This is a genomic window from Flavobacterium xylosi, assembly GCF_042787345.1.
Taxonomy (GTDB): Bacteria; Bacteroidota; Bacteroidia; order Flavobacteriales; family Flavobacteriaceae; genus Flavobacterium; species Flavobacterium xylosi.
Genome location: NZ_JBHZPZ010000013.1, coordinates 44,610 through 66,523, shown reverse-complemented (window position 1 = coordinate 66,523; position 21,914 = coordinate 44,610). Strand labels below are relative to the sequence as shown.

The window sequence follows — 21,914 nt, the reverse complement described above, 5'->3', positions numbered from 1 at the left end:
GTAACAATTATAATATAAATCTTATGGCTTTTGATATTGAAATGATTGAAAAAGTGTACGCAAATATGACAACTCGTGTTGATAAAGCACGTGAGATAGTTGGCCGTCCGCTTACTTTAACAGAGAAAATTTTGTACAATCACCTTTGGGATGGAATACCATCAACTGCTTTTGGAAGAGGTGTCGATTATGTAGATTTTGCCCCGGATAGAGTTGCTTGTCAAGATGCAACCGCTCAAATGGCATTATTGCAATTCATGCACGCCGGTAAAAAGAAAGTTGCAGTTCCTACAACCGTACATTGTGATCACTTGATTCAAGCTAAAGTTGATGCTGTAACCGATTTGGCCAGAGCAAAAACTCAAAGTAATGAAGTATTTGAATTTCTTTCTTCAGTATCAAATAAATACGGAATTGGTTTCTGGAAACCAGGAGCAGGGATTATTCACCAAGTAGTTCTGGAAAACTATGCTTTCCCAGGTGGAATGATGATTGGTACCGATTCTCACACAGTAAACGCTGGTGGTTTAGGAATGGTAGCAATTGGTGTTGGTGGTGCTGATGCTGTTGATGTTATGTCAGGAATGGCATGGGAATTAAAATTTCCTAAATTAATTGGAGTAAAATTGACTGGAAAACTATCCGGTTGGACAGCTCCAAAAGATGTAATCCTTAAAGTAGCCGGAATTCTTACTGTAAAGGGTGGAACTGGTGCTATCGTTGAATATTTTGGTGAAGGTGCCACTTCTATGTCTTGTACTGGAAAAGGAACCATTTGTAACATGGGTGCCGAAATTGGTGCTACTACTTCAACATTTGGTTACGATGCTTCAATGGGACGTTATTTACGTTCTACAAATAGAGCCGATGTGGCTGATGCTGCTGATAAAATTGCTCCTTACTTAACAGGTGATGCTGAAGTGTATGCAAATCCAGAATTGTATTTTGACCAAGTTATCGAAATCAACTTAGACGAGTTAGAGCCACATTTAAATGGTCCCTATACTCCGGATTTAGCTACACCAATTTCTAAAATGAAAGAGGAAGCAATCAAAAATAACTGGCCATTGAGAATCGAAGTAGGTTTGATTGGTTCTTGTACCAACTCTTCTTATGAAGATATCGCTCGCGCAGCTTCAATAGCCAAACAAGTCACCGACAAAAAATTAAAATTAAAATCAAAATTCACGATCACTCCAGGTTCTGAGGTGGTTCGTTATACAATCGAGCGTGACGGTTTTATTGATACTTTCGATAAGATTGGTGCGACGGTATTTGCAAATGCGTGCGGACCATGTATCGGAATGTGGGACAGAGAAGGGGCTGATAAAGAAGAACGTAATACGATCGTTCACTCTTTCAACCGTAACTTTTCTAAACGTGCTGATGGAAACCCAAACACATTGGCTTTCGTAGGTTCACCAGAATTGGTGACCGCTATGGCCATTGCAGGGGATTTAAGTTTTAATCCTTTAACTGATACCTTGATCAACGAAGATGGCGAAGAAGTGATGTTAGAGGTGCCAACAGGTGACGAATTGCCGAAAAACGGATTTGATGTGAAAGACCCTGGTTTTCAATCGCCAGCCGCTGATGGTTCAGGTATTCAGGTAACCGTTAGTGAAACCTCAGAAAGATTACAATTATTAGCACCGTTCTTGCCTTGGGATGGAAAAAATATCGCAGGTGCTAAATTGCTTATCAAAGCTTACGGAAAATGTACTACAGATCACATCTCTATGGCAGGACCATGGTTGCGTTTCCGTGGACATTTAGATAATATTTCAAACAATATGTTGATTGGTGCTATCAATGCATTCAACCAAAAGCCAAATACGGTTAAAAATCAGTTGACTGGTACTTACGACGCAGTTCCTGCTGTAGCACGTGCTTACAAAGCGGCTGGTGTTCCTTCAATTGTTGTGGGAGATCACAATTATGGAGAAGGATCTTCACGTGAGCATGCAGCTATGGAACCTCGTTTCTTAGGTGTTAAAGCGGTATTGGTAAAATCATTTGCTCGTATCCACGAAACAAACCTTAAAAAACAGGGTCTTTTAGGATTGACATTTGCTACTGAAACTGATTACGACAAAATCAAGGAAGATGACACCATCAACTTCACTGATTTAGTTGATTTTGCTCCAGGTAAACCATTAACGTTAGAATTTGTTCACGCTGATGGAACCAAAGATATCATCTTGGCAAACCATACTTATAACGAAGGACAAATTGGTTGGTTCGTTGCCGGTTCAGCATTAAACTTGATTGCTGCTGCCAGTAATGCATAAGTAAATTAAATATTTTATACTCAAAACTCTCAAGGTTACTTGGGAGTTTTTTGTTTAAGGGATTTTCTTCGAAGAACTAATTTTTCATCTCTGGTTATTTACATTTAGGTTAAAGTGGTGGTAATAAGCAAATTAAGTATTATGGTGATTGTTTTATTTTGTATCTTTAGTTACTATTAATCTTAAATCCAATTGCAATGAGAATGTTAGTTAATGTTATCTTTCCTATTGAGCCTTTTAACTCAATGGCTAGAAATGGTACAGCTGGCGAAATCATCAGTCGAGTGATTGATGATATCAAACCAGAGAGTATTTATTTTTCCGAACAAGATGGTCATCGAGGTGCTATTATGGTGGTTGAAGTTCCTGATGCGGCGGCTATACCATCTATTGTTGAACCTTGGTTTTTAAATTTTGAAGCCAATTGCGAATTTAGAATAGCGATGACTCCCGATGATTTAATGCGGGCTAACCTCACTAAACTTGCTGAAAAGTGGAGTGATGTTCATGTAATATAAAGAAAGCAAGAGAATTAATAGCACCACTTCATATAAAATGAGGTGGTTTTTTTGAAGCTATTTCCTGCTGGCCGTTTCAAGCTTTTTCGTGAACTTGCTTTTTTCCAAGATAAAAAAGGAGCTTTCTCTGGTCGCTCTTTTTTGTCAGGAAAAAATGCAACTCCACTTCAAAAGGCTTTTTACTCCCATCAGGGCTAGAACTAACAAGCGTGTTTTTTTCTAAAATTCAGATTTTTTTTAAAAGATGATAATGGAATTATTTTATAAAAAATGAAATTTTCTGTTCCGAATAGCACTAAAAAATGCTAAAAAATCTGCGTTTTGTTTTTTTAACACGTTAAAATCAAAAAAACACATGGTTTTTTTGATTGAATCAGTTATATTAGCAATTCAGAAAAATCAAATTTTAAAAAGAACTATTTTTTTTGATTACTAGTAGGAATCAAATCTTCTTTTTAATTTTTTATTTTCAACGTGGCAATTCATTAGAATTGTATTGCGTTACAGTTTAAATTGCTTTTGCAATCTGAACAAAAATCACAAGTTTTTAAGATGTATGTATTACGCCCTCTTTTTATAAAAGAGATAAGATTTTTTTTATATTTTTTTAAACAAATGAGTTAAGCAATAAACCATAGCGAGATTTAATAATTATATCCCGAAATCGCTATGTAGAATGAAATGGGGTAAGTAATTTGAAAAAAATGAATATGAGTCTAAAATTAGTTATAACATTGTTTTTATTTAATAGTATTGTTCTTTTTTCACAGGAAAAAACCAAGAAGCATACCATCGTAAAAGGGGAAACTGTTTCGAGTATAGCAGAGAAATATGAGGTAAATCCAAGTGAAATTTATAAACTGAATCCAAAAGCCAAAAACCTGCTCAAACTTAATTCGGTATTATTAATTCCTACCTCTGCTGAAAAAAACACGAATGCCAAAACTAAGATTGCAGCAAACTACTCCGGAAAAGAACACGAAGTGCTCGTCAAAGAAACACTTTACGGAATTGCAAAAGAATACGGAATCACACTAAAAGAATTAAACCAAGCTAATCCAACATTAGAAACTTCAGGATTGAAAATTGGTCAAAAAATCACAATTCCCGGTAACGCAAAATCAAATACTGAAATAGCAGTTTCTCCTCATTCAAAAAAGACCTCACAAAATACACAAGTAGAAGTAACATCTGAAAATACAAATTCAAGTTCAGAAGTTACCATAATAGAAGTTTTACCAAAAGAATCTAAATATTCAATAGCAAAAAAATACGGAATATCATTAAAAGAGTTAGATAAGGTCAATCCTGCAATTGGAGTTAAATCCCTTAGAGTTGGACAAAAAATAAATATACCTACAAATGCTTCTATAGTTGCTGAAGTTGCTGTTGTGTCTGAAGAAAGTAAGCCTGTCCTTGAAGAAGCAACAATCGCTAATACTCAATCGAAAAAAGATTCTTCAAAAGAGGAAGAAGTTATTGTTCCTCAATCAAAAAAAGAAAAATTAACGGCTGAAATAGTAGGCGAAATTCAACCAAGTGCTATTTTAAATTCAACGACACAAGAAGATATTATTCGGGAAGTTTTACCAAAAGAAACAAAATACGGAATCGCAAAAGAATATGGTATTACAGTTCAAGAATTAGAAAAACAAAATCCTGAAGTTAAAAAGAGTCTGCCGGTAGGTTACAAATTGAATATTCATAGTTCTAATGTACCTAAAGAAGAGATTGCTGTTGTCGTAAATGCTGAAATCAATAAAAATGAAGTCAGTAAAAATGAAAACAGTACGGCTGAGAACAATACTATTGAAACTACAAAATCGGAAATAAAAAGTTTTGTCAGTATGGCCAGAAATAGTGATTTTTTAGATCAACTGATAGAAAAAGCTGCAGAAAATATTGGGACAAGATATCAAACTGGTGGTACTTCAAAATCTGGATTTGATTGTTCTGGTTTAATGTGTAATACATTTGGCGCATTTGATATTAAGTTACCACGATCTTCTATAGAACAGTCTGGTTTCGGTAATAAGGTTGAGGCCGAGGAAGCTAAAAAAGGAGATTTGATTTTCTTTAAAACCAATGGCAGAAACCAAATTAACCACGTTGGTATGGTAGTAGAGGTTTGTGATGGCGAAATAAAATTTATCCATGCTTCAGTAGGAAATGGCGTAATTATTTCCTCAACCAAAGAAAACTATTATAAAAAGAAAGTTGTTCAGGTTAACAGAGTTTTGTAAGAACGAAATTTTAGAAGATTGTACATCTTATATATAATGGAAACTCTTCAGGTAACTGGGGGGTTTTTTTATTTTTTATCAATTCATTTTTACCTATCAACTTTTACAGTATCCAAAAGCTGCTGCTGTGCGATTGTCTGCCTTCATTTTAGTTCAAAAGAAAACTGAAATCTATGATACAAAGATGCGTAACAAATAGGATGTAAACATTACATAATTTAATAGAAAAGTATCAATTTTCACACCTTTGATTAGAAGTGGTTTATGTTTTTTATGAAAGGTATAAACTTTTATACTAACGTTTCACGCCCTTTACCTCAATCCAATAATCATCATCCAAAAAATAAATTTATTTAGTACCCTCAGCACGAATGTGGATTTTATGAAGTTCTCCCTGCTAGGTAATATTTTAATTCTAAGACTAAAATATAATTTGACAAAAAAATGTTCTTTTTGATGCAGATATAAAAAATGCCAGACTCATTAAAGAATCTGGCATTTTTAATCTTAGGAAACAGGTTTTATTTTTTGATTATTTTATCAGCAAATAAGACTTTGTTGTCTGCGCTTAATGTGTAAACGTAAACGCCTCTTCTGAAATTGCTCACATTGATTTGAATTGTGTTTTCAGTAGTGATACCATTAATTTCAATAGGTGATCCAACTAACATTCCAAAAATATCATATAGTTTCAATGTCATGCTCTTCGGTGTGTCTGTTTTTACAGTAATATTGACCAAATCCGTTGCAGGGTTAGGATAAGCTACTACAGAAAGTACTTGGTTAGCATTGCTATTATTTGGAGTTATCGCTTGTACAACTGTTACCGTAAAGGAGCAGTTGGCAGTATTCCCTGAAGCATCAACTATTTTAAAAGTATTAGTGGTAACTCCTAATGGGAAAATACTTCCTGAAGGCAATCCTTCTGTTTGCTTAATGGTAAAGCCACTACAATTATCGTTTCCTAGAGGAAGAGCGTAATTGACGGCTACTCCATGTAGTTTACCTTCTTTTTTCTGAACGATGTTTCCTGGACAGGTTAGTGTAGGTAATTCTGTATCGTTTATTGTTACAGTAAATGCAGTAGTTGCAATATTTCCAGCGGCATCCGTTACTTGAAAAGTATTAGTTGTAGTTCCTAATGGATATTCCGTTCCTGATGGTAATCCTGCAATTTGTAAAGTAGTCGCACCTGAACAATTATCGGTAGCTACTGGTGTAGTAAATGTAACAATGGCTCCACACTTACCAGAATCGTTGTTTTTAGAAATGTTAGCTAATTTGGCAATGATAGGTAATTCTGTATCGGTTACTGTTACTGTAAATGTGCTTATTGCATTGTTCCCAGAAGCATCCGTTACTTGAAAAGTATTAGTTGTAGTTCCTAATGGATATTCAGTCCCTGATGGTAATCCTGCAATTTGAATTGTAGAAGCACCTGAGAAATTATCCGTTCCTGTTGGAGCTGTAAAGTTAACTTCAGCACCACATACACCTAAATCATTGTTTTTTATAATGTTTGTCAATGTTTCGATAACAGGTAAAATAGTATCAGTTATAGTAAGGGACTGAGTAGCATCAGCGGCAGCCGAATAATACTCATTCCCTGATTGAGTTGCCATAATAGTAACAGTACCTGCTCCAACAATTTGGATTGTATTGTTATTTACTTTAGCAATGGTCTCGTCAGAACTGCTGTAAGTAACGTTCAAACCAGATGTTGCAGTCGCTGTTAAATCATAAGAAGTAATACTTTCGCTAACAGCAATCGATGGAAAATTGATAGTTTGTTCCTTCTTTTTAAGTTCAAAACGTGCAATTACAGGTCCGTGATCAGATGTAGTATTAACATAATTAGCAATATCTAATCTTGGGTCATAAACGGCAACTGAATTCGGTACGTACTCACTCGTTAATTCATTAGATACAATAATATGATCTAAAAACCCTCCAGAACCTAAGTAGCTATAGGCTCCCGCTTTACTGATCTCTAATGTTAATGCATTGTAACGATCAGTATCTTCTACCATTTTTTGATATGATGATGGATTAGGACTAATAACAGATACATCCACATCATCATTATAATCACCCAAAATCATAAAGTTCGCATTTGGATATTCTGCATCCAAACTGTCTTTCAAAAATTCAGCATCATATTTACGCATGTTGTATTTTGAAATATCGGTTCCGCTATTGGCACGACCGTGAATATCAATAAGGTTTATTTCTTTTTTAACTCCGTTAATGTTGGTTTCCACATTAACTAAATAAGGCAAACGTCCTGAAGCAAAAAAGCTAGAACTGCTGCTTGGATAATTAGGTAATGTTGTTTTTCCGGCACGAATGTCATCATACAAATCGCTAAACATAACACGTGTTTTGTTTACTTTGGTAGTTTGAGTATTGTAAAGCACTACCAATTTTTGAGGTGGAAATAGGGGATCTGCCGGAGCAAATGAATAAGACCATGCTGGAGAAACGCTTTTGTCAAATGTTTTTCCGTTAATGCTTATTTTTTGAATCAATAGGTCTAATGAAGGCTCATCAGAAACTTCTTGAACTACATAAACATCCGCGTTCAGTTTATTCATAACCTTGGCAACGTTTTCAATTTGCAACGCATCGTCTATTGGTCCAAATTCACTTCCAGTGGAACCAACAACGTTACTTCCGAAAAATTCTAAATTGTAACTTACAATATCAAAAGTTTCTGTTTTTGGCAAAGAAGAACCAGTAAAGAAACCTATTTTTTGGTTCAATCCAGTTGCGGTGATTATCAATGAACCTGAAAGGTTTAAGGCTTTAGAAGTGGGTGCGAAATGAGCATAAATAGTTTTTCCTGCAAGTGCTTCCGCTTGTGAAACAACTACTTTTGAAACAAAATTTACATTATCAACAGATAATTGATAATCTGAAGGAGCTGTGATCGTTACATCTCCATAACCTCCAGCCATGAAAATAAAAGATTGACTATCTGAAATGGTATTTGGACTTACTTCTCCAAAATTTAAATTTGGATTTGAAGCCAAAAATGTTGCTTCATTAGTAATATTAACATCGTCAATGGTCCATTCGGCTGAGTTGTTTGCGTCATTCGTTGGCGTTTCATAAACCCATGCCACATAAGTATGGTTTGTTTTATAGGCCTCTAAATTGATATATTTAGATTGTTTGAAAACACCTGTTGTAGTTGGAAAATCACCTTCCAAAGCGGTCCATGTAGCCGTCTCCGGATTGCTTATTCCATCATAATCTGTAGATACCATTAACTTCAAATTGGTACCAGCATAGAATTTACGGGCATAAAATGACAATAAAGGAAATTTATCAAAACTGTCCAAACGTAAACTTGGCGAAATCAACCAGTCTTTACTTGCTCCGGTTTCCGCATATCCGTTCATTAACACCGCAGCTGGAGAACTGTTAAAACGAGTGGTTGTGCTAGCCCATTTAACTTTGTCGCCACTTATGCTATAGGCCTTCCAGCCACTATTGTTTAATACATTGACATCATTGAAATTTTGGAGGTATGGATTAATCCCTGTTCCTGTTAAAAGTAATGTTTTATTGGCAGCACCAGTAGATTGGTGGATGATAGAGCCTGAAAAAGCACCAAGTGCATTAGGCGTAAATCGCACATAAACAGTTGTGCTGCTATTGACCGCTAAATCGGTGGCGTCAAAAGTCAAAGTCGATTGAAAAGTATCATTCGCATTTTTAGAAATGCTGAAATTACCTTGAGCAGTTAGCGTAACTACATCAGTAAGATTTGCATACTGCAATTGATAACTTAATGTTTTTGAATCAAAATTTTGTTCTGAAAATCCAAAATTAAGATTGTTTATTGAAGGCAATAACTTAGGAGTTAGAATATTATAGGTTTTAACATTAATCTGATTTGCTTGTGTTTGTATGTTTCCAAAAGCATCTTGTGAAATAGAATAAATTACATAGTCAGTACCTAAAGATAAGTCCGTTATGTTTTTTGTGTATACTATACTTTCATTTGTAACGTCCAAAAAGTCAGACTTAAACGCTGTATTTCCGTTTGAATCTAATCCAGCAATTATTTGAGTAGGAGTTGGTTTTGAACTACCACCAGCTAGGACGACGAAATAGGTTTTACCAATTTCATTTATTTGGGAAGAGAAATCAAAACCATCCGAAAGGATATTATCTATTTTCGGAAATCCTACCATATTTGTAGGTGGAGTAATATCATTTTGGATTCTGATATTATCAATTGCAAAAGATGGACGTGAGCCACCTCCAGAATTTTGTTTAGAAATCCATCTTAATTGTACTACTTCTTGATTGTTACATTCAACAGGTAAAATCACTTTAATAGTAATAGGATTTAAAGGCGAAGTAATTCCTGAAGTTGTTTGTTTTACAGAATTACTTAAATAGGAAGTAGAAGGCAATGTGTTGAACACCGATGTATTTCCTATTCTATATTGCAAAACCATTTCGTTTATTCTTGTATTAGCAACAGCAGGCGGAATATTATAAGGATTGCGAATCACCATAGCGTCAAATTGTACTTCGATAGCAGATTTACCGATAGTATTGATGGCTAATCCGATGGTTAAATCTAAAGAGCCGCTATTTAAAAAACCAATTTTCCCATTGTAATTATGAAAGCCACCAGTTGTCGTTGAAGCCGAACTACCGGCTAGCAGAGCTCGGTCAGCAACCAAAGTGGCGCTCGTGTTGTACGAACTTCCAGGAGCTAAACCAGCGGTCCAGCCCTGAAATCCATAAGGATAAGTAATTGATGAGGATGGTAAAGTAGAAAAATCTTGGAAATAAGGTATGTTTTGCGGTACAGGAGATGTTCCTTGGGCAAATAAGGATCCACTGAAGTAACAAAAAATACTTAGAAAGGCCAAAAAATGGCGAATTTGGTAAAATTGTTTCATTTGTTATTAAGGTTTTGGTTTAAGTACCAAATATATAACCCCTAATGTTAAGATACTGTTATTTGTTTGATGATTTGTTATATTTTTAGAAAAAATTCCAATTATTTTTTATTAATGTGAAGGTTTATATCTATAAAACTGATAATTAGATAGGTTTCAATTATGCTTGACTTTTGGGTGTAATTTCCGCAGACGGATTAGATTCTATTTCGAATAATATAGAATTAATGTAAATTAGTTTTTTTGAATAATAAAAAAAGCGCTAATTCTAAGCTGTCAGCATATATTTTGCATCTTTGAACTCTAAAAAATTAAATAGTATTATGAGCAAAACTAAACTAACAATAAATCGTAACGGATCAATCAAAATAGAGGGTGATTTCGAAATAACAGACTGCGAAGGAAAAACATACGGATTAGAAGGAAGAACGGCTTTGGGTCTTTGCCGTTGCGGATTATCAGCAAACAAACCTTTTTGTGATGGTTCCCACCGCAATGGTTTTGAGCATGAATCAGCCGCATTTGATTTGCCACCGGTAAAAACAAAGTAATATCGTTTTTAATTCAATTAAAAAAGAAAAGCTAAATCGTTACTGATTTAGCTTTTTCTTTTTTGGGACTGTTTGTTATTGAATTCAATCCAACTAATTTGTCACTGCTGTAACTCCTGCAACAATTCTTCACTTTTTTGCACTGTTTTCTTGTAATATTTAGCCACCCACTTGGAGTAGAACAACAAAAATAAATAGCCAAAACTAAAAGAGTAAGTCCAAAAATATTTGGTCTCCGTAATGTCTTTCCGATTGAAAAATTTGGACAGCAAAATAATTATTGACACCAGTAGTACGTAGCTTAAAATGACGTTCGTTTTTTGCAATTTATAAAATTGTAATTTTTGAGTAGCAAATATTTTTAGTGTTGCTGCATAAGGCATATTGATATCTTCTGGGATATTTAATTGTCGAAGGCTTATTAGGCTAATTAGCGAAAGAATCACTAATAATAAAATGGACAATATAGCTGCGCCTTGTAAAAATGCGGTGTCTAATTTATAAAAATTTAATCCTATGAAGAATGCACTGATTAAACAAATGATTACGCCTATAATCTCGGGATAAGCTATTTTTTTAATTTTTGCATGATATTTTTTTTGAATCATTTGGTCTATCATTTTCGGTGTTAAGTTTTGATCTATTGGATTGTTTGCATTATCCCAAGTGTTTTTTAACTCGTCTAATTCCATGGTTACAGTTTTTTGAGAATTTGTGTCTTTATTTTAAATTCCGGAATGTATTTTTTTCCTTTGTCTTCCCATTTTAACTTGCCTTCCTCCTCCAAAATGGAAAGTGCAGCAGTGGTGAATGCTTTACTATTGGAGGCAATTTGAAAATTAGTGAATTCATTAACGGGTTCTTTGGTTTCAATGGATCGTATACCAAAACCTTTTTTGTAAATTATTTTACCATCTTTTACTATGGCTACTGCCAAACCTGCAACCTCAAATTTTTTCATAGCATTTTCTACCAAAACGTCTACCTCTTTTGAAGCGATCTGAGAATAGGTTGCCGTGCTAAAAAAAACACATAAGACTAATGCTGTTACCGTTAATTTTAATGTATTCATAGTAATTTTATTTTATATAATTAGTTTTTAAAGTTTCGCTGCTTGGAGTGTTGGTTTAGAAGTATTTCAGTTTGGTACTGACGTTGTGAATTCGGGTTGAGGTGACGTACCAGTTACATCGCCATCCAGCAAGAAATCGCAACTGACTAACTCTTCAGAGAGAGCGGGTTTGGTCATTCAATTACCTTTATTACCACATTACCCGTTTTTTGTCCGGTTTCAACGTATTTGTATGCCTCTACAATTTGCTCCAATTTATATTCTCTGTCAATGACAGGTTTGTAAGCTCCTTTTTCAATTAGTTCCTTAAAGAATAGAACGTCCTCTTTATTGATTGTCGGGATTGGAAATAAAACCTTTTTACCGCCAAAAAATGGAGTCATAAGTGCGAAAAATACATTCTCCGCATTCTTGCCTAACTCAGTGGAAATGTAAATTCCTTTTTTGTTAAGAAGTGGTTTACACTGTCCAAATGAACTTTTACCAACAGCATCAAATATAAAATCAAATTTGTTTTCTGTTTTTGTAAAATCCTGTGTTTGATAATCAATTACAATATCTGCACCGAGTGATTTAACTAGTTCAATATTTTTGGTGTTACAAACAGCAGTGACATTTGTCTCAAAATATTTTAAAAGTTGAACAGCTGCAGAACCAATCGCTCCAGTGGCACCATAAACCAAAACATTTTGTCCACTTTTTATTTTAGATGCTCTAATGTTATTTAACGCATAATGAGCCCCTTCAGTAATTGGTGCTGCTTCCTCAAAGTTTAAGTTATTCGGTAAAATTGCAATTGCGTCATTTTCAGCAATGGTTAAATATTCTGCGTGTCCTCCAAAAGTTTTGTCATTATAACCAAAAACTTTATCTCCTTTTTTGAATGTAATTACATTTTTCCCGATTTCTGCAATTGTACCTGCAAATTCACATCCTAATATAGTATGTTTTGGTCGCAAAAGGCCACTCCAAAATCGTGAAATAAAATATTCGGCACTACGAAAACCAGAGTCAGTTCGGTTTACAGTAGTCGCATACACTTTCACTAATACCTCTTCGTTTTCGGGTTTAGGTTTTTCAACGTCCATTAATTTAGCAACTTCTGGCGGCCCATATTTTATATATACTATTGCTTTCATTTTTTGTCTATTGATATTTTATTGTGGTGACACTTTGCGCATTCAAAGGATTACCGACTTTGCTATATAGCATGACTTGTTATACCTAATATTTTATTTCAAAATAATATTTCTTCTCAGTAATTTTCAAAATTGGTTCTACCGTATTTTTTGCTTGCTTAAACAGTTCAGGAATTAATTTTATCTCATCACTTTGAATTTAAATTCAATTGTATTGAGCGGTTTTAAAATTGCCAAAAATTATTGCCAATAGTAACATGACAATTCCAATTCCAATAAATAAACCTTTAGCAAAATCGGGTAATTTTACAAAACGTTAAAGAATTTGTGAAATTGCGATTACAAACATTCCACTTGACAGTAGAATTAGGGACTTTCTTTTTTTCATTTTTCTTGTTTTAAAAATTAATTATTTAAAGTTAGTAATTAGTATCTAAGTTTTATAAAATGTTACAATTAGTTGGTTTACTGCAGTATAACGCGCAACTGGTATAAGCGAAGCAAATTCAGCTGCAGAAAGCCTGTCGACGGACTAAGTATTAACGTTAATCGCCGGAATACTATATTTCCAAGAGAGAAACCAATTATTTTTTTATTCATAAATATATTTAATGGATTATATAATAAGTATAAATAAAAATATATGAGTTCTAAACCGTTATTTTGCAGAGAATTTAAAACGAAACAGACATGATTGAAGTTGCCCTTTGCATTTTATTTATTATCCCAATGGCTATGTTTTTAGTGGCTGGAATTGTTCCCAACAAAGCTTCTAATTTGATTTTATTAACTAATCTTACCAGAATTGCTTCCTTGCTAGCTACTATTATCTCTTTGGTTGGAGCAGTTTGGTTGTTTAATTTCGGAATGATCGAAAGTGGATTATTTGGAATCTATGATCTGGGATTTTTAATACGCATCGATCCACTTAGTTTAATTATGTTTTCGATGATATCCATTATCGCAATTGTCGTTTTAAGATTCAGTTATAATTATCTTGATGGTGATTCGAATCAAGCTAAATTCATAAGTGAACTGGCTTTGACTATTGGTTTAGTTCAGCTGCTTGTGTTATCTGGAAATATATTTGGATTGTTTATTGCCTGGGTCTTTACCAGTTTAGCGCTCAATAAATTGATTGTGTTTTATCCGAATCGCAAAAAGGCGAGAATTGCGGCAAGAAAAAAATTCATCGTAGCTCGATTGGGAGATATATTCCTTTTAATTGCTCTTAGTTTGATTTACATTGAGTTTGGCTCTGGAAATTTGAGTGTCATTTTCGAAGAATTAAAGCAAACACAATTGCATGCGGTTTCGCTTTCACTTGAAGTTGCTGCCGTGCTTTTGGTTTTAACGGCGGCACTCAAATCAGCACAGATTCCTTTCCACGGTTGGTTAATCGAAGTGATGGAAGCTCCAACTCCTGTTTCAGCTTTACTCCATGCGGGCTTGTTGAATGCAGGGCCTTTTCTGATGATTCGCTTTGCATATCTTTTGGATGTAGTATCGATTGCACCTGTCTTCTTATTTGTTTTGGGAGCAATAACCGCTCTTTATGGCGCGCTTGTGTTCACAACCCAGCCAAACATAAAAACATCCCTTGCTTATTCTAGTGTCGCTCACATGGGCTTTTCTATGATGACCTGTGGACTGGGGCTTTACGCTGCTTCTTTGCTCCACCTGGTTGCGCACTCTTTCTTTAAGGCGCATTCTTTTCTTTCTTCTGGTAGCATGGTCGAAAAGGTGATCACAAAGGAAGCCTCGACCTATTCTAGAAAAGGAAGCGTGGGAAGGATGATAATTGGATTGGCCATTTCAATCGCATTATTTCTTCTCATATCATCCTTTTGGGGAGTTACGACCAGTTCAGAATACCAACTATTGATAATAGGAGGGGTGATTTTTACGGGAGTAATGAACCTTGTTGTAAATGCAGTGGACTCAGGCAATTATTTTAGATCAATACTTAAAATAATGGGGGCCACGGTGCTTGTCCTGATGTCGTTCTATGGCCTAGAAGAGTTGACACGCTTGACTCTTGGCGCTCAAATTCCTCCAATAGCTAAGCCGGGTAAATTAATGATGTTCCTTTCAGCCACAATGTTAATGGTGTTTTTTACTACGGTTTTAATTCATCTTTTATCACCCATATTAAAAAAAGGAACTATGTACAAGAATTTTGGAGTGCATGTGCGAAACGGATTCTATCTAAATCTTCTTGTAGACCGCATAACAATATCAAATTATAAACGCTTCTAATCGTTTAATGAAACGAATAGCAATTCAACATATATACAGAGCTTTCAAATGGAAAATCAAAATTTAAACGAAGTAATCTTAAAGAGCTGTAAGCGAATTGCGCCATCTTGGCCTTTAAAAAATAGTGTTGCGGTAAATCCGTATCTTGGACTTTCGGAGTTTAGTTTCAATGGTGCAGCAAAGCTGCTAAAAGAAAGATCGGACATTAACATGACGATGCCCTTGGAATTTTATCTTGATCAAATCAAGCAGAAATCGATTCTTGACATCGATATTAAAATGGCTTTGGATAAAAATGAAGCTCAAAGTGCTGAAATAGATAAATTTATAAAGAGAGCACAGGTATTATCTAGTGTTCCCGAAACACCATTTAAATTCACCACGATGGTTGACCTTGCGGAAGAAGTATCATCAAGTCCAATAAATGAGCTTTTTGTGGACCTTATTTCATCTTGGGCATCAGCTTACTTTGATGAACAGCACGCTTTATGGAACACCACAAATCCTGATGAAGACCTATTTATTTCATGGAAAAATGAAGTAAAAGTAGATTTATCTACAGATTTGATGGGAATTAAAAAATTTAGAAGTACAATTAAACAACTGCCTGATGATTCATTTGAAGTTGCACATATCGTACTTGAAAAATTAAATGTTCCAAAAGAACTTCAGGAGATTTATCTTCATACGCTCCTTTTGAAATTGGTAGGCTGGTCTTCTTTTATCGCAGGAAAAGATTGGAACAACAGCATGTATGGAGGGAAATCGACAAACTTATCTTCATTTTTAAGTGTCTTATTGGCTTGGGAATTAGCTGTCTATGAGAGTTTCGCAGAAAAAGGAATTGAAGCAACTTGGGACATTAGTGTGGCTGCCTATCAAATTCAAACCGAAAGTGGTCATTATGATGAGCATTTGGAGACCAAATTAATCTTGCAAAATGCCTACGATTTTGCGCTTCAGCGTCAACTGGTTTTGAAGTTTAAGAATAACAAAGGTGAAGAAAAGACACTTAAAAGACCGAAAGCTCAGGCAGTTTTCTGTATCGATGTGCGTTCAGAACTGTACAGAAGAAACTTGGAAAAGGTTGATCCGGAAATAGAAACCATTGGTTTTGCCGGGTTCTTTGGTTTTTCAATCAACTATGTTCCGATTGCACATAAACAGGGCAAAAATCAATGTCCTGTTTTGATCCCGACTGGAGCAATCGTCAAAGAAACGCTGGCAGACAAGCAAGACCTATCGAAGGCAGAGAAGAAACGAACTGAAAAACATCAATTTGATAAAAATTGGAAATTATTCAGAAAAGGAGCTATTGCTTCCTTCGGGTTTGTAAGTCCATTGGGCTTGTCCTATCTCCCAAAATTACTGAGCGATTCATTCGGTTGGACACGTCCTACAGAAAATCCGAATACAGATGGATTGGAAAAATTGCTAAAAAAAGGTCGAGATGTAGATGTGTCAGAAATTCCGCTGAAGGACAAAATTAATATGGGTGCATCGGCACTCACGGCAATGGGCCTTAAAGAACAAATGGCAGCTTTGATAATGATTACAGGTCATGGTGCTACAACGGTAAACAATCCCCATGCAACAGGATTGGATTGTGGTGCTTGTGGAGGTCATTCAGGAGAAATAAATGCAATGACCGCGGAGAAAATTTTAAACGACCCCGCTGTTCGCTTAGGACTCAGTGAAAAAGGAGTCAGTATTCCTTCTGACACCCATTTTGTGGCTTGCTTGCATGATACCACTACAGATGAGATTTCCATACTCGGAGAAAGGAACGTTCCATCCAGCCATGTTCAGCTCCTAAAAGAAATTAAAAATGTACTTACAAATACGAGTCAAGCGGCAAGAGAAGAGCGTGCGCTGCGAATGAAAATCAAATCGAACGATGTGAACGCGTCTGTGTTGAATCGAAGTAAAGATTGGTCTCAAGTGAGACCTGAATGGGGACTTGCTGGATGCAACACATTTGTTGTCGCTCCCCGCTACAGAACCTCCGGATTGGATTTCCAGGGTAAGTCATTTCTGCACTCCTACAAATGGCAAACGGATGAAGGTTTTAAGGTACTAGAAGCCATTATGACTGCGCCAATGGTTGTTACAAGTTGGATCAACTTACAATATTTCGCTAGTACCGCTGATAATGATAATTTAGGCGCTGGTAATAAAACGCTGCACAATGTTTCTGGTGGAATTGGCGTATTGGAAGGATCAGCAGGTGATTTGAGAATAGGCCTACCTTTACAATCCGTACATGATGGCACATCGTACCAACATTTGCCACAGCGATTAAATGTGATTGTCGAAGCGCCAACGGATGCAATCAATGGCGTTTTAGAGAAGCACGAGTCTATAAGAGAATTATGCGATAATGAATGGATTACTTTACTTGCTCTAGATGAAAATGGTACCATAAAATACAGGTATGTTGGAAAATCCAATTGGGAAGCTATAAATCGAGAAACTTTAAGGATAAAAAAAGAATTAGTTGAGCTATAAGGATTTAGGTTAAAATGCAAATAACTTTAATCAAATATAGCATAAAAAACTACTACAAAACATAGCTTTTTGTAGTCGTTTTTAATTATAGCTTGCTGTTTGTGATTGCCATGCGCAAATACGATAGCTTTCTCGGAGCTAAAATCTTGCTCTAAGATTTAATCACATTACTAAGTCATTGCGAGAACGAAGCAATCACATTTAGTTTGTTAGTTTTTTTTTGCTCCTCTGTGCGGAGAACAAATCGTTAAAGTTAAAATAACCATTTTGCAAACGCTGCGATTGTGCTCTAAATTAAAATTGGCACTCGTTGCAAACGAGCGCCAATTGGAGAAAGCAAAGTAATGAGAAGAATTGCAATATATTAGTAAAAAAAATAAAAAGAAAGATGATTTTTTATTTCAAAAAACCCTCTTTCTTGTATGCTGGATTAGGATATTTATAAAATCCTTCACCTGTGTCGAAGCCTAATTTACCTTTGTCAATAAAATTTTCTTTTAAATATTCTACCGTTTTAATTTTTATTGGATCTCGTGTAGCATCCGCAGCCATTTTGTTGATATTGTAAGCAGTTGTGATACCAACAACATCTAAAATTCCAAAAGGACCAACAGGCGCTCCTGTTGCAACCATCCACGTTTTATCAATTGTTTCTACATCAGAAACTCCTTTTATCAATAAGTTGGTTGCAGCATTTAATAATGGCACTAACAGAGAATTTAGAATGTAACCAGGTTGCTCTTTATATAATGGTAAGGCCACCATTCCTATAGTTTTTGTAAAGGCTACAACAGCATCAAAAACTTCGCTCGCCGTTCCTGGATGTCCCATTATTTCTGCTGTGTTGTGCTTCCATATTTCATTTGCAAAATGCAATGCTAAAAATTTTTCTGGACGTTTGGTAAACTCTGCAAATTGGCTGGGTAACATGGTCGAAGAATTAGTGGCAAATATGGTTTTATCCGGAGAAACCGCGGCTAATTTTTCGTAAAAGGCAATTTTAATCTTTGGGTTTTCAGGAACGGCTTCGATCAATAAATCAGCATCTTTTAAGGCTTCTGTTAAATCTGATGAATAACGTAAATTAGCATAAGTCGCCTCTAATTGTTCTTTCGTTGCTTGCAAATCGCTTTTATAGGCTTCGCTTAAAACGCTGAATTTTGTTTTGGCTTTGGCCAAAACTTCGTCATTAATATCATATATGGTAACATTATACCCATGAAAAGCACTTTGAAAGGCAATTTGATAACCCAAAACACCGCTACCGGCAACAGTTATATTTTTAAAGCTCATAATTTTTTACTTTTAAAGTTATTTATTTTATTATTATTATTATTATTACGGTTTGTGCTAAAGATTGCAGCGGTGTAATGATTTCCAGAAAATTCCGGGTATTACTTGTTTTTTAAACTGCTGATTATTGCCATAACATCTTGATCGCCCAGTCCTTCTTTTTCTGCTGCAGCATAACTATCATACAACGGATGAATCAACGGGGAACCGAGTCCGGCTTCTTTGGCCAGTCTTAAATCTTTGACCAGATGTTTCATTGCAAATGCCGCAGGATAAGAGTCGTTCAGAATCAAAGGTGTTTTGATATTCGTAATTCCGTTACCGCAGGCGCCCTGATTGATAATGTTGAGCATGTCTTCTTTGCTCACGCCATTTTTCTCGGCAAATAAAACGGTTTCGGCTAATCCTTGAAGATTTAATCCCAATAAGTAATTGATGGCTAATTTAGCTGAACTTGCTACGCCCGGTTCTCCTACGTGAATAGCAATTTTGCCCAAAACATCAAATATTGGTTTGGTCGCTTCGAAGTCTTCATCTGAAGCTCCTACAAGAATGACCAGCGTTCCGTCTTGTGCCGGTTTTACACTTCCAGAAACGGGAGCGTCTATGAAATGCACGTTATGTTGGTTGCAAATAGTGTTTAAATAACGGGACGTTTCCGGGGAAACCGTGCTCATGTTGATGATGGTTTTACCCGCAGATGCTGCAGACAATAAACCCGCTGATCCTTCAAAAACTTCTTTGACAGCTGCATCATTGGACAGCATGGTTAAAACTACGTCACAAGTTTTCATAAGATTTTGCAAATTGCCTGCTGCTTTTGCTCCAGCGGTTAGTAATGGCGCTTCTTTATCTTTAGTACGATTGAAAACGGATACTTCAAAACCTGCTTTGAGTAAGTTCATAACCATTGGATTTCCCATATTGCCAAGACCGATCCATCCTAATTTTAATGTACTCATAATTTTTTGTGCTAAATGATAACTTTCCTGCAATGGTTTTACAACCCAAAATGATGGTAAAATACCTTCAGGAAAGGAACACTAAAGTACAGTTTATTTCCGGGAAAGAAACAAAAAATAACTAGTGGGATCGTAATAATAATTTAAGTGTACTTAAATTTTTATTTATGAAAAAAAGCAATTTCATTGTAATTTTATGAGTACTCTCTTTAGCGAGGGTATGGAAAAGATTTGCGCACTAACACATCCGTGCAATCTGGGTTTTTTTGTAAAGGTGTGAAAATCACAACTCTTTCCCGCAATCGTGTAACGCTTTAAGTAGAGGAAGTAATCACCTTTGTAAAACACAACTACTTTAAACAATAAATAGATGGACTTAGTAAAAAACAACTATCCACAAGATTCAAAAGTGTACTTAATCGGAAGTGGAATCGCCTCATTGGCAAGCGCTGTATACCTCGAAAAAGACGCAGGCGTTCCGGCCGGCAATATTCATATTCTGGAAAAAGACACCATATTGGGCGGTGCACTCGATGGAGCTGGTGATGTTGAAAAAGGTTTTGTAACCCGAGGCGGACGAATGCATGAATTGCATTACACTTGCTATTGGGATTTGCTTTCTTACATCCCTTCTCTTGAAGACCCAAATGTTTCAGTACGGGACGAATCATTTGAATTCAACAAAAGGTTTGTCACCAATGCACAGGCCAGACTTTTAAAAGATGGTAAAAAACTCGATGTTTCCTCATTCGGACTCAATCTGAAACAGCAGGCAGAACTGCTTAAACTAACTTTTTCTTCTGAAAAATTTTTAGGAAATCAGAGCATTGAGGAATTTTTTGACCATGGTTTCTTCCAGACCAATTTCTGGTTAATTTGGACAACCATGTTTGCCTTTCAGAGGTGGAGCAGCGTAGCCGAAATGCGCAGGTATATGAAACGATTTATTCATCTGGTTGAGGGTTTGCCAAAATTGGGTGGTATTCTGCGAACCAAATACGATCAATATCATTCTGTAGTGATCCCGTTGACAAAATATTTGGAAGAGAAAGGGATTCAGTTTCATAAAGGAACTGAAGTTGTTGACATCGATTTTGATCTATCAGACGATAAAAAAACGGCAACCGTTTTACATCTGAAAGATAAAAATGAAATTGTTCTAGGCAAAAACGATTATGTTTTTATCACAAACGGCTCTCTTACCGAAAGTACTGATAACGGAACTTATGAAATGCCTGCCAAATTAAAAGGCATGGCCGAGTCAGGTTCATGGAAATTGTGGAAAAAGATTGCGGCGAAAGATCCTTTATTTGGAAATCCGTCTCCTTTCTGCGATAATATTGACCAACAGAAATGGTACTCCTTTACCGCTACACTAAAGGATAATACTTTTCATGATTATATGGAAAACTTTTCCGGTAATACAGATGGTACAGGCGGATTGGTAACCTTAACCGACTCTAATTGGCTAATGTCGTTTGTAATTGCACGCCAGCCACATTTCCCGAATCAACAGGCCGATGTTAAAATATTCTGGGGCTACGGTCTTTATCCTGACAGGGAAGGTAACTTTATCGATAAAAAAATGTCCGATTGTAACGGCAAAGAAATGCTGGAAGAACTGTGGTATCACTTGAAAATTCAAGATTTAATGAAACCGGTGATGGATGCTGGAAAAGTGAACTGTATCCCCTCAGCGATGCCATTTGTAGACAGCCTTTTTATGAAAAGGGAAATTGGCGACAGACCTGATGTGCTGGTAAAAGGAGCCACAAATTTTGCTTTCCTTGGCCAATTTGCCGAAGCGCCGAAAGACTGCGTGTTTACAGTGGAGTACTCAACGCGAACAGCTCAGATGGCGGTGTACGGATTATTCGAAACAGCAAAAGAGGTAATGCCTGTTTATGATTCCATTCATAACCCTTTGTTTTTAATCAAGGCAGCTCAATCGCTTGCAAGATAAAAATGCAATCGTAGTGGACATTATTGCATGATATTTTTTCTCATTCTTTAGAATACACCTCACAGGTTTTAAAACCTGTGAGGTGTATTGATTTAAGTGTGTTTTTTATCAAATACAAAGTAAAGGCGGAGCTCAAATCCGTTTCCGCGAAGAATATCGAAATAATGCTAATAAAACCAAAGCTAATTCA

13 protein-coding genes are annotated in these 21,914 nt (G+C 35.8%); 7 read left to right on the top strand and 6 right to left on the bottom strand.

What is annotated here, in order from left to right; all coding sequences use genetic code 11:
* Positions 1-23: 23 nt before the first annotated feature.
* From ACFX5E_RS11835 to ACFX5E_RS11825, 3 genes are all read left to right on the top strand, one after another.
* Positions 24-2,291, top strand: coding sequence for an aconitate hydratase (locus ACFX5E_RS11835; RefSeq protein ID WP_379855365.1), 2,268 nt, complete (start codon positions 24-26; stop codon positions 2,289-2,291).
* A gap of 197 nt (positions 2,292-2,488) precedes the next feature.
* Positions 2,489-2,809 carry a panthothenate synthetase gene (locus ACFX5E_RS11830; RefSeq protein ID WP_379855364.1) on the top strand — a complete coding sequence of 107 codons (321 nt, stop codon included), beginning with the start codon at positions 2,489-2,491 and terminating at the stop codon, positions 2,807-2,809.
* Positions 2,810-3,519: 710 nt separating this feature from the next.
* Positions 3,520-5,052, top strand: a complete 1,533-nt coding sequence (locus ACFX5E_RS11825; RefSeq protein ID WP_379855363.1) for a C40 family peptidase — start codon at positions 3,520-3,522, stop codon at positions 5,050-5,052.
* Positions 5,053-5,573: 521 nt separating this feature from the next.
* Here ACFX5E_RS11825 and ACFX5E_RS11820 read toward each other — a convergent pair.
* Complete coding sequence (locus ACFX5E_RS11820; protein WP_379855362.1) at positions 5,574-9,977, bottom strand: HYR domain-containing protein; 4,404 nt, start codon at positions 9,975-9,977, stop codon at positions 5,574-5,576.
* Positions 9,978-10,300: 323 nt separating this feature from the next.
* Here ACFX5E_RS11820 and ACFX5E_RS11815 point away from each other — a divergent pair, with 323 nt between their 5' ends.
* Positions 10,301-10,528 carry a CDGSH iron-sulfur domain-containing protein gene (locus ACFX5E_RS11815; RefSeq protein WP_113665273.1) on the top strand — a complete coding sequence of 76 codons (228 nt, stop codon included), beginning with the start codon at positions 10,301-10,303 and terminating at the stop codon, positions 10,526-10,528.
* Positions 10,529-10,629: 101 nt separating this feature from the next.
* Here the strand turns inward: ACFX5E_RS11815 and ACFX5E_RS11810 are convergent, their stop codons facing one another.
* The 3 genes from ACFX5E_RS11810 to ACFX5E_RS11800 form a co-directional block, all read right to left on the bottom strand.
* The gene (locus ACFX5E_RS11810; RefSeq protein ID WP_379855361.1) at positions 10,630-11,220 is read right to left on the bottom strand and encodes a hypothetical protein; all 591 of its coding nucleotides are present in this window, start codon (positions 11,218-11,220) and stop codon (positions 10,630-10,632) included.
* A 2-nt stretch (positions 11,221-11,222) separates the two neighbouring features.
* Entirely contained in the window at positions 11,223-11,600 is a 378-nt protein-coding gene (locus ACFX5E_RS11805; protein WP_379855360.1) for a serine hydrolase domain-containing protein, read from the bottom strand.
* Positions 11,601-11,773: 173 nt separating this feature from the next.
* Entirely contained in the window at positions 11,774-12,739 is a 966-nt protein-coding gene (locus ACFX5E_RS11800; protein WP_379855359.1) for an NAD(P)-dependent alcohol dehydrogenase, read from the bottom strand.
* Positions 12,740-13,429: 690 nt separating this feature from the next.
* Here ACFX5E_RS11800 and ACFX5E_RS11795 point away from each other — a divergent pair.
* Together ACFX5E_RS11795 and ACFX5E_RS11790 are read left to right on the top strand one after the other, a co-directional pair.
* Positions 13,430-14,998, top strand: a complete 1,569-nt coding sequence (locus ACFX5E_RS11795; protein ID WP_379855358.1) for a proton-conducting transporter transmembrane domain-containing protein — start codon at positions 13,430-13,432, stop codon at positions 14,996-14,998.
* 48 nt (positions 14,999-15,046) lie between these two features.
* Complete coding sequence (locus ACFX5E_RS11790) at positions 15,047-17,506, top strand: YbcC family protein (RefSeq protein WP_379855357.1); 2,460 nt, start codon at positions 15,047-15,049, stop codon at positions 17,504-17,506.
* Between the two features lie 396 nt (positions 17,507-17,902).
* Here ACFX5E_RS11790 and ACFX5E_RS11785 read toward each other — a convergent pair whose 3' ends face one another.
* A complete protein-coding gene (locus tag ACFX5E_RS11785) occupies positions 17,903-18,799 on the bottom strand; it encodes a 3-hydroxyacyl-CoA dehydrogenase (RefSeq protein WP_379855356.1) in 897 nt (298 codons plus the stop codon).
* 101 nt (positions 18,800-18,900) lie between these two features.
* The gene (locus tag ACFX5E_RS11780) at positions 18,901-19,761 is read right to left on the bottom strand and encodes an NAD(P)-dependent oxidoreductase (protein ID WP_379855355.1); all 861 of its coding nucleotides are present in this window, start codon (positions 19,759-19,761) and stop codon (positions 18,901-18,903) included.
* Positions 19,762-20,131: 370 nt separating this feature from the next.
* Between ACFX5E_RS11780 and ACFX5E_RS11775 the strand changes: the two genes are divergently transcribed.
* Entirely contained in the window at positions 20,132-21,724 is a 1,593-nt protein-coding gene (locus tag ACFX5E_RS11775; RefSeq protein WP_379855354.1) for an oleate hydratase, read from the top strand.
* Positions 21,725-21,914 lie beyond the last annotated feature (190 nt).